Annotated in this window: 12 protein-coding genes; 6 read left to right on the forward strand and 6 right to left on the reverse strand. The window is 76.4% G+C overall.

Annotation, left to right across the window (positions count from 1 at the left end):
• Window positions 1-130: 130 nt before the first annotated feature.
• Window positions 131-484 carry an SCO0607 family lipoprotein gene (locus IAG43_RS32430; protein WP_246574671.1) on the reverse strand — a complete coding sequence of 118 codons (354 nt, stop codon included), beginning with the start codon at window positions 482-484 and terminating at the stop codon, window positions 131-133.
• A 253-nt stretch (window positions 485-737) separates the two neighbouring features.
• On the reverse strand, window positions 738-1,316 hold the full coding sequence (locus IAG43_RS32435) for a dihydrofolate reductase family protein (protein WP_187744191.1): 579 nt from the start codon (window positions 1,314-1,316) through the stop codon (window positions 738-740).
• Between the two features lie 185 nt (window positions 1,317-1,501).
• On the opposite strand from IAG43_RS32435, the gene IAG43_RS32440 reads away from it, so the two are divergent.
• From IAG43_RS32440 to IAG43_RS32450, 3 genes are all read left to right on the forward strand, one after another.
• Window positions 1,502-1,807, forward strand: a complete 306-nt coding sequence (locus IAG43_RS32440; RefSeq protein WP_187744192.1) for a hypothetical protein — start codon at window positions 1,502-1,504, stop codon at window positions 1,805-1,807.
• A 377-nt stretch (window positions 1,808-2,184) separates the two neighbouring features.
• Window positions 2,185-2,400 carry a hypothetical protein gene (locus tag IAG43_RS32445; RefSeq protein WP_187744193.1) on the forward strand — a complete coding sequence of 72 codons (216 nt, stop codon included), beginning with the start codon at window positions 2,185-2,187 and terminating at the stop codon, window positions 2,398-2,400.
• 31 nt (window positions 2,401-2,431) lie between these two features.
• Window positions 2,432-2,941 carry a hypothetical protein gene (locus tag IAG43_RS32450; RefSeq protein ID WP_187744194.1) on the forward strand — a complete coding sequence of 170 codons (510 nt, stop codon included), beginning with the start codon at window positions 2,432-2,434 and terminating at the stop codon, window positions 2,939-2,941.
• A gap of 217 nt (window positions 2,942-3,158) precedes the next feature.
• Here IAG43_RS32450 and IAG43_RS32455 read toward each other — a convergent pair whose 3' ends face one another.
• Window positions 3,159-4,577, reverse strand: a complete 1,419-nt coding sequence (locus IAG43_RS32455; protein WP_187744195.1) for a PE-PGRS family protein — start codon at window positions 4,575-4,577, stop codon at window positions 3,159-3,161.
• A 275-nt stretch (window positions 4,578-4,852) separates the two neighbouring features.
• Between IAG43_RS32455 and IAG43_RS32460 the strand changes: the two genes are divergently transcribed.
• Window positions 4,853-5,599: an SAM-dependent methyltransferase gene (locus IAG43_RS32460; RefSeq protein WP_187744196.1), complete on the forward strand. Its 747-nt coding sequence runs from the start codon at window positions 4,853-4,855 to the stop codon at window positions 5,597-5,599.
• A 335-nt stretch (window positions 5,600-5,934) separates the two neighbouring features.
• Here the strand turns inward: IAG43_RS32460 and IAG43_RS32465 are convergent, their stop codons facing one another.
• The gene (locus tag IAG43_RS32465) at window positions 5,935-6,744 is read right to left on the reverse strand and encodes a hypothetical protein (RefSeq protein WP_187744197.1); all 810 of its coding nucleotides are present in this window, start codon (window positions 6,742-6,744) and stop codon (window positions 5,935-5,937) included.
• A gap of 162 nt (window positions 6,745-6,906) precedes the next feature.
• Here IAG43_RS32465 and IAG43_RS32470 point away from each other — a divergent pair, with 162 nt between their 5' ends.
• Both IAG43_RS32470 and IAG43_RS32475 read left to right on the forward strand, forming a co-directional pair.
• A complete protein-coding gene (locus IAG43_RS32470; RefSeq protein ID WP_187744198.1) occupies window positions 6,907-7,257 on the forward strand; it encodes a VOC family protein in 351 nt (116 codons plus the stop codon).
• Between the two features lie 108 nt (window positions 7,258-7,365).
• On the forward strand, window positions 7,366-7,512 hold the full coding sequence (locus IAG43_RS32475; RefSeq protein ID WP_187744199.1) for a hypothetical protein: 147 nt from the start codon (window positions 7,366-7,368) through the stop codon (window positions 7,510-7,512).
• Window positions 7,513-8,739: 1,227 nt separating this feature from the next.
• Here IAG43_RS32475 and IAG43_RS32480 read toward each other — a convergent pair.
• Window positions 8,740-10,596 carry a hypothetical protein gene (locus tag IAG43_RS32480; RefSeq protein WP_187744200.1) on the reverse strand — a complete coding sequence of 619 codons (1,857 nt, stop codon included), beginning with the start codon at window positions 10,594-10,596 and terminating at the stop codon, window positions 8,740-8,742.
• Window positions 10,593-14,531: a DUF5682 family protein gene (locus IAG43_RS32485; RefSeq protein WP_187744201.1), complete on the reverse strand. Its 3,939-nt coding sequence runs from the start codon at window positions 14,529-14,531 to the stop codon at window positions 10,593-10,595. Before IAG43_RS32485 ends, IAG43_RS32480 begins: the two co-directional genes overlap by 4 nt.
• Window positions 14,532-14,533: the final 2 nt, after the last annotated feature.

A 14,533-nucleotide genomic window follows, 5' to 3' on the forward strand; every position in this document is an offset into this window, starting at 1 on the left:
ATAGAGCGGGCGGAGCCGCCGGCGGGCGGGGTGGTGGTCCGTCAGCCGCCCGCAGGACCGGAACCCGCCGCCGGGACCCGCCGGGGACTGTGCGTGCCGCTCTGCCGGCATGTCCGCTCCGCCTCCGGTGTCAGCCGGCGTCGGGCACCTCGACGACGTTGCCCTCCTCGTCGACCGTGTGGGTGCGCCAGTACACGTCCCACGTGTCGTCGGTCTTGAGCGGCACCTTGCCCTCCGGGTAGCGGGTGTAGCCGTCCGGGACCTTCTCGCCCTCCTCCACGCACGCGGAGCCGGTCGAGCCGACGGCGAGGACGGGATACTCGCCGCCGGCGCAGATGTCGTCCTGGAAGGAGAGGCCGGAGCAGCCGGTGAGGACCACCGCCGCGGCTGCTCCCACCAGCGCGGTGACCGCCGCGCCGCGCGTCCGGCGGCGCCGGGAGGGGGGCGCGGCGGGACGGGGGAGGGGGGTCGGGGCACTGGTCACGGTCGTCTCCTGTCGGCTGGTCGGTCCGTGGCCCCACTCTCGCCCGCCATGATCGGCGGAGCCTGAGTACGGCTACTCAGTCCGGTGCCCCCGCGTACACACCGCGAACTCGCGGCGGCTTCCCCGCAGGCGCGTCCGCGCCACGCGCCCGTCCCGCTTTGTCCGCGTCCGCCTGCGTCGCTTGCCCCGCGTCGGCCTGCGGCGGGGGAGGTCCGCCGGCGCCGGGAGGAGTCCCGACCCGGGCGACCGAGGGTCACGCGTGCCGGGCGGGCCGGTAGACGAGTTCCTGGATGCGGCCGTCGAGAGTCCGCTGCCCGAGCAGTTCGAGATCGAAGTCCGCCGCGTCCCGGAAGACCGGGTCCACCCCCGTCCGGCCGGTGATCACGGGGAAGAGCGTCACCTGCACGCGGTCGACCAGACCTGCCGCCATCAGCGCCCGGTTCATCGCCAGGCTGCCGTGCGAGCGCAACGGCACCGCCGACTGCTCCTTGAGCTGGGCCACGACGTCGACGGCGTCACCGCCCACCAGGTCCGCGTCCGGCCAGTCGAGCGGTCCTTCCAGCGTGCTCGACACCACCGTGGCCGGCAGGCTCCTCATCCGCTCGACCCAGGGGTCGCGCACCTCGGATCCCGGTCCGCTCGCGGCGAGCATCCGCGCGAACAGCCGGTACGTGCGGGCGCCGAGGACCATCCGCTGCTCCTCGCCGTACTGGTCGAGACGGTGGGCGAGGAACTCCGGCCCCTGCTTGCCCCAGTAGCCGGTCCAGTCCCCGCCGGCGGCACCGAAGCCGTCGAGGCTGGAGAAGACGTCGAACGTGTAGGTGGCGGACATGGTGCTCTCCTCGCGTGCAGCCGTGCGTCCTCGCTGCGGTGGTGGGCTCTCACAGGGGCAGACCGGGGCACGCGGCGGAACTCATCGCCGCGTGCCTGGCCGCCGCGTGCACGGCCCGGAGGGCACCGCGCGGTTCGCCCGGCCGGGCTCCGGTGGCCGCCGGAATCCGGGGTACACGGCTCGGCATGGCATCGAAGCGCGAACTCTTCAGGTCCTCGCGGGCGGCGCGCCAGCTGCGCCGGGTCCGCTCCCTCTACACGGGCGGGGTTCTGCTGTGGGCGGCGGCCGCCGCCTGGGCCGGGTGGCTCGATCCGGGGAGCCGTCAGATGTGGGTCTCCGTCGCGCTGCTGGCGGTGTTCTCCACGCTGCTGGTCACGTCCTCGGTGTGGCTGTGGCGTCTGAAGCCCGCGGCACGTCCGGCCCGCCGCGCCGGCCGCGCGGTGAAGGCGGCATCCCGCGTGGTGGCTGCTCCGCACCGCGCGAACGCCTGACCGCTGCTGCGATCCTCCACCGGACGGACCCGGACCCGGACCGACCCGGACCCGGACCGACCCGGACCCGGGTCCGGACCCGTCCGGCCGCCGCGGCCCGCTCCGGCGGCGGCCCCGCGCGACGCCGGGTGCCGCGGTCCGTCCGCCGCCCGGTGTCCGCCGTCGGGCGTCCGGCGCAGGGACACGGCCCTCCGCCGGGACGCCCGCCCGGCGCTCGCACGGCCCTCCGCGGCGCACGCACGGAGCGACGCCACCGACACGGCGGCAGCCGCCCGTACCGCCGCACAACCGCCGCTCCGACTGCCGGTGACGGCCCCCGAAGCCTCCTAACGTGCCGGTACGCCCCTCTTCCTGCAGGGCGAATCAGGAGGTTCACCATGAAGTACACGGATCACCCGGCTGTCGGGGGTGCCGCGGCCGCCGTCGCCGCGGCCGCGCTCGTCCTCGGCGGAGCCGGCGCCGCGTCCGCGGAGACGTCGGCCAAGCCGCAGCAGATCACCGCGGTGCAGCTGCAGACCCACCTCGCCGCCGCCGTCGAGCTGGAGCGCATGGCCGCGGCCTGTACGCCGGCCTGCGCCGGCCAGATCGTGTAGCAGCCCCCACGGGACCGATCAGGAGGTGGAGATGAGCACCGCGGAACGTTCCGAGACCAGAACCTGGTGCCCCAGCGGCAAGGCCGACGCGCCGGAGGCGGTCGTCCTGGGCGTGCGGTCGGGGCAGGGCGGCGAAGTCGTGTACCTCGCCGACCCCGTACCGGCCCGGGACGTCCTCCCGGTCGTCCCGAAGGACGTCGAGCCGACCCGGGTGCTGCGCTTCGCGTCGCACTGCGTCAGCAACTGCCTGCACCGCAGGGGCAACGACTGCACCCTGGTGGAGCGCGTGACGGCGACGCCGGCCGACGAGAGCCGGAGCGTGCCGCGGTGCCATCTGCGCAGCCACTGCAAGTGGTGGGAGCAGACCGGCGTGGACGGCTGCCGCCGCTGCCCGGCCGTCGCGACCACGGTCGTCGAGGGCGACGACCTCGGGGCACTGGTCGCCGACCCGGGGACCACCCGGGAGCAACTGGACGCCTGGATCGCGGCGGACCCCGCCCCGGCGCGAGGGGCGGACGCCACGGGGAGCCGCCCGGCCTGACGGCCCCGCACCGGCGACCGCCGTGCCGGACGGAACCTCGTCCCGCGCGGCGGTCGCGCGCGTCGTCACCGCTCCCGGGGGCCCGGGCACCCCGCCTGACCGCAGGGTGCCCGCCCGGCGGCGCCCCTCACGGTCCCGTGGCCGCCAGATCGATCATGCGGTGCATCACCGGCCCGGGGATGCCGGGGTTCCGCACCCCCGGCACCCCCCAGAGGCTTCAGGCAGGAGTGCGCAGCAGCCCGACGAGCGCCGGAACCGACAGTGCCGGGTGGACCTCCGCCCAGTGCCGGACCGCGGCGTCCTCGTCGCGCAGCAGCCGTGCGGCCGCGCCAGACGACAGCCTCGGGTCCCGCGCCGCCCGGCCGCGCACCTCGTGGTCGGGATCGTGAGCGAACCGTTCGACCAGGCCGGTCGTGGACGCCGGGTCGTCCAGGGCGAGTTGCCGCATCCGGGGATCGGGGTCCGCCGCGAACCGCAGCAGCCCCGCGCGAGGGAAGTTCCGGTGGCCGCGGGGCACATCGGGCTTCGACAGACTGCCGTTCCACCACCGCCACACCTCGAGCAGCATGGCGGGCGGCGCATCGTCGCAGGACTCCGCGAGGAAGAGCCGGACCACGTCGTCCTCGTCCCGCGCGAGCCGTTCCACCACGTCCGGCGGCAGCCTCGCGGCCCGCGCGACGCTGCTGCGGAGCAGCGGGTAGACCGAGCCCGCCAGTCGCCGCATCTCCTCCGGATCACCGTGCCGGGCAAGGACCCACGGCACGTCCAGCCGCATTCCGGCAGGGTCGAAGTCCGGCGGCAGGGCGAGAGCACGCGACTCCTCGTCGAGCCCGGGATGGACGGACGCGGCGAGCCGCACCCGGGGCTCGCCGTCGGCCGCGAGCACCATGACGAGGTCGGTGTCCAGCCACGGGTTGCCGGCGAGCGCCAGCCGTATCTCCCGGTCCCCGTGCCGGACCAGTTCCTCGGCCAGCGCACGGTCCAGCCGGCAGCTCCCGGCCGCGGCCGGCCGGTCCAGCGCCTCGAACACTGTTCGTGACAGGGGGAGTTCCCGGTGCCGGCACAGCATTGCTTCGTTGCGGACGCCGGGATGCGGGTCCGCCTGCAGCGCCTCGCGTCCGGACGGCGGCAGGCATTCCCATGCGGGCCCGCAGGCAGCCGCCCGCACCGCTGCGACCGGGTCGGCGACGAGTGCGGTCAGCAGGCGTGGGGGCAGGCCGGGATGCTCCGCGGCGGCGGCGCGCACACCGGGCGAGGCGTCCTCCGCGAGTCGCACGTACCCCTCCGCGGTCAGACCGCGCTCGCGGCACCCGGCCGACGACGCGTACACGGCACGGCGCGCGGCCGACGGCTCGGCGAGCAGGAGCGCCGTCCACTGCTCCGCACTCATGTCCGGCCGGCCTTCGGCGAGACGGCTCCGCACGGTGCCATCTCGATGCCCGATCGCCGCCGCGACGACCGCGTCCGACCGCGCCCACCCCAGCGGGGCGTCCACACCGTGGTCGAGCAGTCTGATCACCACGTCGTCCGGCGCCCCCCGGTTGAGTCCCAGCCCGTCGAGCCAGCCCCCGCGCACCCGCCACGGCAGCCCCGCCCCGTCCTCGAACAGCGCGTCCCACCCCTGATCCACGACCATGTGGCCATCATGCCGCCCGACGCCGTGCCGCCCGACCCCGATCCTCTGCGGAGACGGCCCCGGAGGAACGGCCCTCACGGCCCCGGCGCGCGGCCCGCCCGGCCGTGCGGAAATCCGATGGGACGCCGCCGGGAAGACGTCTATGGTTGCCGGGTTCACGATCCGCACGTCCCGAACGAGGTGTATTCCGATGACGGTCCGCGTCACGTCGGCCGGTTCCTCCCGGCCGTCCTCCGCACACACCCTGACCTCATCGCACCCGAAGGACATCACTCGTGGATCTTCCACGCATCTTCACCATCCGTGAGAGCGGCCACCGCATCCACAACCCGTTCACCGAGGACAAGCTCGCCTCCCTGGGCCGCGCCCTGCGCCTGCCGCCGGGGACGCGGGTGCTCGACCTGGCCAGCGGCTCGGGCGAGATGCTCTGCACCTGGGCACGTGACCTCGGCTTCACGGGCACGGGAGTCGACATCAGCACGGTCTTCACCGCACAGGCCCGCGCCCGCGCCACCGAACTCGGCGTGGCCGACCGTGTCACGTTCGTCCACGGCGACGCGTGCGGGCACGTCGCGGACGAGCCGGTCGATCTCGCTGCCTGCGTCGGTGCCACATGGATCGGCGACGGCGTCGCCGGTACGGTGCGCCTGCTGGACCGCAGCCTGCGCCCCGGAGGCCTGATGCTGATCGGCGAGCCGTACTGGCTCCGCACACCGGCCGACCGGGAAACCGTGGAAGCCTGCCACGCCGCCGACGTGTCCGACTTCCTCCTGCTGCCGGAACTGATGGGACAGTTCGGCGACCTGGGGTACGACGTCGTCGAAATGGTGCTGGCCGACCAGGACAGCTGGGACCGGTACCAGGCGGCGCAGTGGCTCGCCATGCGCCGCTGGCTCGACGGCAACCCCGGCGACGAGTTGGCACCCCAGGTACGTGCCGAGCTCACCACCGGGCCCGCACAGTACGCGCGCCACGTGCGCGACCATCTCGGCTGGGGAGTGTTCGCGCTGATGAAGCGCTGACTCCTTCCGCGCGGGGCGGGGACGGTCGACACCGTCCCCGCCCCGCACGGGGACGCCGGCCCGACGCGGGTCACGCGGCCCCCGTCCCGTACCCCGCCCTCCGTGGCTCGGACCTCCCCATGCCGGGCCCGCGCGCCTCTTCGCCGCCCGGTGCCGGCCTCTGACGCCCCTTGCGCCGGGGCGAGGCGTTCGGACCTCCGTCCCGGACGCCTTCGGGGAGGGCCCGACCGCGGCTGACGGGCGGCGAACCACGCGTCAGATCCCGCTGCCTGCACGCGCGGGACGGGGAGCCCCACCGTCGGCGCCCCGCGACGGAGGGAACACCCCGGCGTGGTTCAGGATCCGCCGGGTCCGGTGACCTCGACGGCCTCACCGAGGTCCGGAGCCGCGCGCCGGGCGACTTCAGCCGCCTGCTCCGCATCGGCGCCGTCCGCGACCACGACGGTCACCGCCGAACCGGAGACGGCATCGCGCCGCAGGCTCGCGCGGAGCACCGGGTACCGGGCCCGCACCGCCTCGTACGCCGCGATCGCCTCGGCGGGGAACGCGTCGTGGAAGTCCGTCTCCACGAACAGCCCCGGTCCGGTGACCCGCAGAACCGTCGTGCCGGACAGCGGCCGGTGCCTGCCGCCTGCCGCGGCGACGTCCTTGAACACCGCCAACGCCCCGCCGGCATCGGCTGTGGTGACCTCGACCCTCCGGCGGTCGGCGGCCTTCTTCGACGCCGCTTCGTCAATGTCCGCGTCCTTCACCCGGTCGTCGCCGGCCAGGGACTGCCAGAGCGACAGCACCTCTGCGGCGTCCGACTCGTCCGTGGCGACGGTGAAGGTGACGGCGTCCGCCGCGATGCGGCCCGTGATCTTGGCGTGGCCGGCGGCGTAGTCCCTCATCTCGCCCGCCAGCGCGGTCACGCGCCCTGCCGGGGTGCCCTCCACCAGGGTCAGCGTGCCGGTCGACGTCCCGCTGAAGGGGAGCGTGTTGTTCTTGGTCGTGCTGATGCCGGCCACGTCCGGCGTGCCCGCCCAGTCCTCCTCGAAGTCAGCCGCCAGCGCCGTGCCTTCGTCGACCGCGCAGCCCGCCGACAGGCCCAGGCCGAGCACCAGCGCGGCGATCGGGACGGACTTCCGCAGGACGCCTCTTCTCAACTCGGTCTCCTCGTATGCGGACGGGCCCCGGGGGCGTCGGTCCCCGGCCTGCCTGTGCCGGCCGGGGCGGGAACAGCCTAGAGCCCGGGCGGCGCCACCCCTCCCGCGGTGCCCGGCCCCGCATTCCCGCGCACCGGACCGTGCTGCCCCTACGCTGGCGCGATGGCCGTCCTCCTCTTCGCAGGCATTCCCGTGCAGGACCACACCGCCGCCCTGGCCTGGTACGAACGGCTGCTGGGCACACCGCCGACCTATGTCCCGAGCGACACCGAGGCGGTGTGGGAACTGGCGGAGAACCGGTCCTTCGCCGTGGAACACCTCCCGGGACACGCGGGGCATGCCCGGCACACCGTCTTCCTGGGCGGCCCGCGTGACCTCGACTCCTTCGTGGAGAGGGCGATCGCCGCGGGCGTGGCCCCCGTCCGGCGGGAGACGTACGGCAACGGCGTGCGCAAGGTGACCTTCCGCGACCCGGACGGGAACGAGATCGGGTTCGGGGCCCCGCCGGAGTGACGCACCGTCGGGAACCGGTGCCCGTCCTCAGGCCCGGCCGCATCCTCCAGGACATCCTTGTGCCACCCCGGGGTAGGCGGACGGTGACACCGTCTCCAGGAGGAAGCCATGCCCGGCCTCGTCGCCCGACTCACCCGGTTCACCCGCAGCCCGCAGGGGCAGCGGACCATCGCCTCGGCACGACGTGCCGCCGCCGACCCCCGCAAGCGCGCCCAGGCCCAACGGCTCCTGGGCCGACTGCGCGGACGCCGCTGACCCGCGCCCGGCGCCGCGACCGACCTGCGGCGCCGGGCGAGCGTCCACCCACTCATGCGGATGACCCGATCGGGTGATCCTGGCCGTGAGGGCAATCCGCCGGACCGGTCGCCCACGAACACCCTGTGTCCGCGAGCCGCTCGGAGGGTGCGTGCCCGTCGGACATCGTGCCGCCGTCCTGTGCGGCACGAGCGGTGTCCGGCAGGGAAGGGACAGCCCCCGGACACCGGCCGTCGGCCCCGACGTGCCCCGGGGCCGACGGCCGCCTCCCCGTGGCGGCGCGACCGCCGAGATCGCCCGGCGCCTGCGGCACCAGCACGACGACGATCACCTGCCTTTCGGCGACGGCACCCGCGTACCCGGGCTCGTACCGGTGCGGTGACCCGGCGCACGGGGCCCTTCGGCGAAGAGCAACGGAGCACGCTCCCGCCGGCGCACCGGCAGACGGACGCCGCCCCCGCATACGGGCATGGTCCGTCCGCCCCCGCATACGGGCACGGTGCGCCTGGCTGAGAGGGCGGCACCGAACGCGACGGCCGGTGAGGCGTGTTCGGCGCGGCCGCTACTCCGCGCCCGGTGCTCGGAGATCCTCCGCGCCGTCCTCGCAGCCCGGACCTGCCTCGTCGTCGTACACCGGCTCGAGGAACACGTGCCGGAAGTCCGGCAGGGGAGTGGCCGGTGGCTGCCGGTGCCGCCGGACATGAGGCTGCGACGGTGGCGTGGGCGGTAGCAAGGACATGCAGGTCTCCTGCAGTGGTGAGCGTGAAGGATGTACGTCGCCGACGCACGCCCTTGCCCGGGCGGTCGCGTCAAGCGGCGAGCGAACTCCATTGTGCCGCACATCAGTTCGATTGGCGGGGTGATTCCGCCCAAGGCGCCATGAGGGTGCCCGGTAACCCGCTCGGGCCCGCGGCGGGCCCGAGCGGGTCCATGGTTCACTACCGGACGCGAGACGGCCCGGGCTTCCCGGCGCGGCGCTCGCCGATACACAGCGACCAGCCCCCGCACCCGGGGAAGGACGTACGGGCCTTCGCCCGCGGTCGCACCCCGCGCCGGCCCCGCGCGGGGGCCGGAACGACGGCACGACCCGTCTCCGGACCGGCCACCGGCGCCCCTCGCAACCGCCCGGACCGGCTGCGCTGCCCGGCCGTCACCCCCGACGGCCCTCGCACCGACCGGCCTCCGGTGCGGCACAGGCCCCGGCAGGGGCTCAGGCCCCCGGCATGGTCACGAGCGCGCCGGAGCCGCGGCCACCGCGTCCCGCGGCGCGCCCCACGAGGCCGCGCACAAGGACTCGGACACGGCGGACGCGTAGCGGGCGGCCGACAACCAGTGCGCCGCGAAGCCTTCCGTGTCGGCGGGGAGGAGCCTGCCGAAGTGGTCGCGTTCGCGCTGCGCCGCCGAAGCGCGCAGAGCCGAGAGCAGACCGGCGGCCGTGGGAAGACCCGACCGCCGCAGACGCACGGCCTCCACGGAGACGTCGCCGAGCAGTCCCACGGCGGCCCGGCCGGCCGAGACCGTCTGTTCCACGCGGCGCTCCAGAAGGTGCAGGGGCGGCAGCGCGGTCGGACCGCCCGTCTCGGCCGGGGCCGGCGCCGAACCGGAGCCGGGAACATCGGCGCGTCGCAGACGGTCGAAGCCCAGATCGACCGTGCCCTCACCCCGCGGGTGCGAACAGGCGAGCAGGGCGAGCCTCGGGTGCAGTGCGGGGATCAGGCGGCCGACGATCCGCAGCCGCGTTCCCGGCGCCGAGGCCAGCAGCATCAGGTTGTCCCGGTGGGCCAGCGCGGGGTCGTCGTCGGCGACGGTGAGCCGGACGCGGACACCGGAAGCGCACTGCGCGAGCAGACAGACCCCTCCTGACTCCCGCACGGCGCCGAGGACTTCCACGTCCAGGAAGAGCAGGTCGCTGCCGCCCGCACCAGGGTCCGCGTAGCGGGAGGTGGCCCGCAGCGCACGGGCGGCCTGCTGCGAGGGGGCCGCCTCCCACAGGCCGCCGAGCGGCGGCTCCGTCCACGCCGCTCCCCGCGCGGTGACGGCCTTGACGCTCTTCCCGGCGCCGAGTCTGCCGTCCGGCGAGACCGTCGCACCCGAGACCGCCAGGCCGGACCTGCCCAGCTCCCGATGCGTCAGGGCGCAGTCCCCCATGCGTACGGCCCGGTCGGCCACGCCCACCGCGCGGCCGGCGCCCCCGGGGGCCACGTCGGAGACCGTGAAGAGCCTGCCGTCGGAGCCCGCGACCCAGGTCCGGACGCCGCCGTGGCCCGAATCCGTCACGACCGGCTCGCTGAACAGCCCGTACAGGCGCAGCGAACCGTCCGGGCTGTACGGCCGCCGCGCCACGCCCCGGGCGGCGGCCAGCTCCTCGCCGGCAGCCGTGCGCACCCGGTGCGCGGTCCCCAGCAGTTCGGCCAGGGCGGTGACGAGGTCGGCGGTGCGGTAGGACGGGTCGTGGGCGCGGGCGGCGCGCAGCAGTGTCACGACGGACAGCGCGGCGGCCGCGGCGCGGGGCAGCCGGGCGAGCCGGGCGGTGTGCGCGGCGCGCAGCAGAACCGCCTGGGCCACCGCCCCGGCCCCGTCCACACCGGCGTCCAGGACGGCCGCGGCCGCCGACCACACGGCATCGGCAGCCGCCCGCTGCTGAGGGTCCGCCACATCGGACGGAGGCGGGACGGCGAACGCCTCGGCGCCAGTTGAGGTCCCGGTCGCCGCGGCGGCCTCGGCCGCATCGCGGTGCGGGGCAGCGGCTCCGGCCGCCGGCGGCCCGGGCGGGCCGGACGGCTCGGGCGCCGGCTCCGCGGTCGGAGCGGCACCGGCGGCGGCCGCCCGGTGGACGCAGTCGGGGGCGAGCAGGCAGCCGCAGGTGATGGCGTCCGCCGTCGCCACCACGCCCCCCGGGGCGTGCATGCGCAACTCGGTCTCGTCGTCGACCGCGACCGTCACCGTGTCGCCGTCGCACGTCACGGGGCGGGCGGCGAGTTTGGCGACGGCCGCGTCCAGGCGCTTGCGCAGCCGGGGCGAGAGCGCTTCCACGAGACCGGCCGTGACCTCGGGCGCGACGGGTGGCAACTGGGCGGCGGTCATGCGGTCTTCTCCCCGATCCAGCGGGCAAGTTCGAGTGGGCTGAGCGCGGCCACGGGCATGCCGGCGGCCACCACCTGGCCCGCGACACCGGTCGAGTAGCGGGGCCGGCCCGCGTCGTCCAGGCTCGCGAGCCCGAGGACGTGGCAGCCCGTGGCGACCAGGGCGCGCACCTCCGCGAGCAGACCACCGAGCGGTGCGCCTTCCTCGAAGTCGCTGATGACGACGACGATGGTGCGGGCCGGCACGGTGACCAGGCCGCGTGCGTGGCGCAGTCCGGCGGCGATGTGCGTCCCGCCGCCCACGCTCACCTCCAGGAGGAGGGACAGCGGATCGTGCACGTGCCCCGTGAGATCGACGACCTCCGTGGAGAAGGCGAGGAAGTGGGTGCTCAGCGCCGGGACCCCGGCCAGCACCGAAGCGGTCAGCGCGGACCAGATCGTGGACGCCTCCATGGAGCCGGACACGTCGGTGACCAGGATCAGCCGCCAGTCCGCCGAGCGTCGGGCTCGGCTGCGGAACACCGGATGCTCGGGGACCACCTGCACCGTGCCGTCGGCCGTCCTGCGGGCGGTGGCCAGGTTGGCGCGCAGCGTGCGCGGCAGGTCCAGCCTGCCGCCGGGGCGGCGTGTGGGCCGGGCCAGCATCGTGCCGGTCAGGGCGGGGCGCAGCCGGGTGGAGAGCTGACGGGTCAGTTCGTCGACCAGGCGCCGGACCAGGGGACGGAGCGCCGCCAGGCGGGCCTCGGGGAGGCCGCCGGCGTACCGCAGCACCGTCCGCAGCAGCTCCACGGAGGGAGTGGCGGCCGCGGGGTCGAGCTCGGCGAGCACGTCCGGGCGGCCGGTGGCGGCGGCCGCGGCGAGGACCTCCTCGCGGATGCCGGGGCCGAACAGCGCGGCGAGTTCCTCGGACCATTCGCGCACGCCCGGGAACGGCGCCTCACGGCCGCCCCGGCCGCTGCCGGGGCCGTGCAGACCGCCGCGCGAACCCTCGCCGCGCCCCGCTCCGTACAACTCGTCCAGGGCGGTCGCCGACCGGGCCGCGCCCGACGGCAGCTGTTCGCTGCGCCGCCCGAGCACGAGCCGCCAGCGGTCGACGGGCGCGAGCGTCCGCGGCACGGCCGCCCCAGCCCCGGCCCCGGCGAGGACGGTGGCCCCGATCGGCAGAGCGGCGGCCGGGCCGGCGGCGGCCGGGCCGGTGTCCGGCCCGCCGGCGAACGCGCCGGCGGGGGAGAGCACGGCGGTGCCGTCCGGCAACGGGAACGGGTCCTCCTGCGCGGCCTCCGCCCCGGGCCCCGCTGCCGACGCCACAGGCAGTCCGAGGCCGGTCAGCAGGTCACGGGCGGCGAGGTCGGCTGCGGTCCTGCGGGCGAGTTCGGCGGGGTCATCGGCGTCGGCACCGTCCACCCGGATGCCCAACAGCTCCTCCACCGTGTCCAGCAGCCGGTCGCGCGCGGCCGGGCTCAGCGTGTCGAAGCCACCGCGCAGGGCGGGCAGCCTGGCCATGAACCCGGCGTCGTCCAGTTCCACGACACGGTTCAGCAGCGGCCCCAGGGCGTCGGCGCCCACGGTCAGCAGCGGGCCCGCCGCCGTCAGGACGCCGGTCAGGCGGGAGGTGAGGGAGCTCCGGGAGGCGCTGTCCACGGCTCCGTCCACCCAGGAGGCGACGCGGGCCCCGAAGGCTTCGGCCTCCTCGTGGCCCGTGAGCACCCGGACGGCGCCGGCGGCCGCCGCGATCAGCGGCGTGCCGTCGGAGGCGAGCCGGGCGAGGGCGTCGGAGAGCCGGATACCGCCCACCCGGTCGGCGCGCTGGGCCAGTTCCAGCAGGGCCCGGGCGTCCTCGGGCTCCTCGGACCCGGTCAGCCCGTCGACCTGCCGGACCGCCGCGGCGGTCAGGAGCTCCGCCACCTGCGCGACGCGCTCGGCGGGGGGATGGGCGACGGGGGCGGTGTCCGGACCGGTCTCGGCCGTCGGGGCGGGCCGGTCGCCGGGAGGGACCGCGCCGGACATGTGGCCGGCACCGATGCGGTCCAGCAGGTCCAGCCCGGTGAGGAGTTCGGGGAGGGTGCCGCTCGCGGGGAGCACGGCCGCCAGTTCCGTCAGCCGTTCGGCGGCCAGCGCCGGGAGGCCGCACTCGGTCGCCTCCGTGAGGCCCCGGACGACCTGGGCGGCCGTCGAGCCGCCCTCCGCGCGCTCCGCCGACTGCCGCCGGCGGAGCGTCCCTTCGGCCGCCTGGGCCGGGGTGACCCCGCGGGCCCCGGCCGCGGTGAGCATCGCTGCCGTCGCCGGCGTCCATCGCACCTGCCAGCGGGTCGTCAGGCCCTCCGATCCCGCGGCGCCCGTCACCGCCTGCTCCTGCGCGTAGGGGATGCCGCACACCGCCAGCCTGCGCAGCAGCAGTTCGCGCCGCGCGTCCAGTGCGGAGCGCGCGGGGTCGAGGCGCAGGTCGCGCGGTGACTTCTCGTGGGCGTCCGCCGGCCCGGGGAGAGCGAGGGCCGCGGTCTCCGTCTCCACGGCGGGGCCGAGGCCGCTGCGCGGGGCGCCCGGCGCGGGCCGCCCCGTGCGGGCTCCGACGAGCACGCTTTCCAGGGCGCGCGCCACGGCGCGGCCCGCGCCGTAGGTCTCGCCGCGGCCCAAAACCGTCTGCACGGCCTCCAGGAGTTCGCCCCGGCCGGGAGCGGGCAGGTCGCGCAGGCGGGCCAGGTCCCCGGCGACCCGGACGACTTCCCGGCCGTCCGCGGGTCCGTACGGATGCCCTTCCGCACGGAGGGCTGCGCAGACGCGCACCGCGGTACGGATCAGGGATTCGTGCAGCACCGCCGGGTCGCCGGCCGCGTCGAGGACCGTGTGCTGCCATTCCGGATCCCGGATGCCGGCCGGATAGCCGGACCGCGAGTCGAGCAGCGGGTACGTGTACGGGATCAGGGACACGGTGGCCCCCGGCCGGGGGGCGTCCGCCCCGTGCCGGTCCGCCGCCGGCGCGGGCGCTGCCGCGGACCCGTCCGGCCCGAGGTCGCCCGGGCCGCAGGCGAGCAGCGCCGGAGTGTGGAAGGCCCCCACCACCACCGCGGGACGCCGGCCGCTCGCGAGGGCTTCGGCGACATGCCGGCGCATGCGGGCCTCGCGCACGAGGTCCGTCCTGTCCACCCCGCCCCGGGACTCGGCCTCGTGCCGCAGCGCCCAGCCGGTCAGCAGGGCGGCGCGGCGGAGCGCCTCGGGCGCCGACCCGGGCGCGGGGGCCTCGACCAGCCGGTCCCACAGGTCGTCGCCCTCACGGCCGGTGAGCCGGGACCGCAGGGCGGCGGACAGCCCGAGCCCGGCCCCCCTCGCGGGCACGGCGCCGGCACCCGTCGCGGGGGCCGGGCCGGAGACGTCCGGCCCGGCCCCGGGCCGGTCGGCCAGCGGCAGATCGCAGGCGACGGCCGGGACGCCGTGGCGAGCCGCCCAGCGCAGCGCGACGAGTTCGGGCGAGAAGTCCGCGAACGGGTAGAAGGCGGGACCGCCTTCGCCCGATGGGCCGTGCTCCCCGGGGAGCACGGCGGCCAGCGCCACCGGTGCCTCGGTCTCCTCGTGGGCGAGCCAGCCGAGCCACGGCTGGAACTCGGCCGGCAGCTCGACGAGGAGGACGTCGGGGGCCGCCGCGTCCAGGAGCGCGGGGAGCGCAGCCGCGAGCGACGGCGCGTGGTGGCGCACGCCGATCAGGAACGGCTGCCCGGGCCCGGCCTCGGCGAGTGCCGCCACGGCGGCCTCCGGAGTGGCGGGTCCGGGCGCCGCTACGGCCGGCGGCGCGCCGGGAACGGCCTCGTCCCCGGCGCCCGGCCGCACCGCGCCGGCGACGGCCACCCCGTGGGCGACCGTCACCGCGCCGGCCGCCGCCGCGCCGGCGGCGGAACGCTGCCCGGCGTCCTGCCGCGTCTCGGGAATGCTCCGCTGGGTCATCC

This window comes from Streptomyces genisteinicus (genome assembly GCF_014489615.1).
Taxonomy (GTDB): domain Bacteria; phylum Actinomycetota; class Actinomycetes; order Streptomycetales; family Streptomycetaceae; genus Streptomyces; species Streptomyces genisteinicus.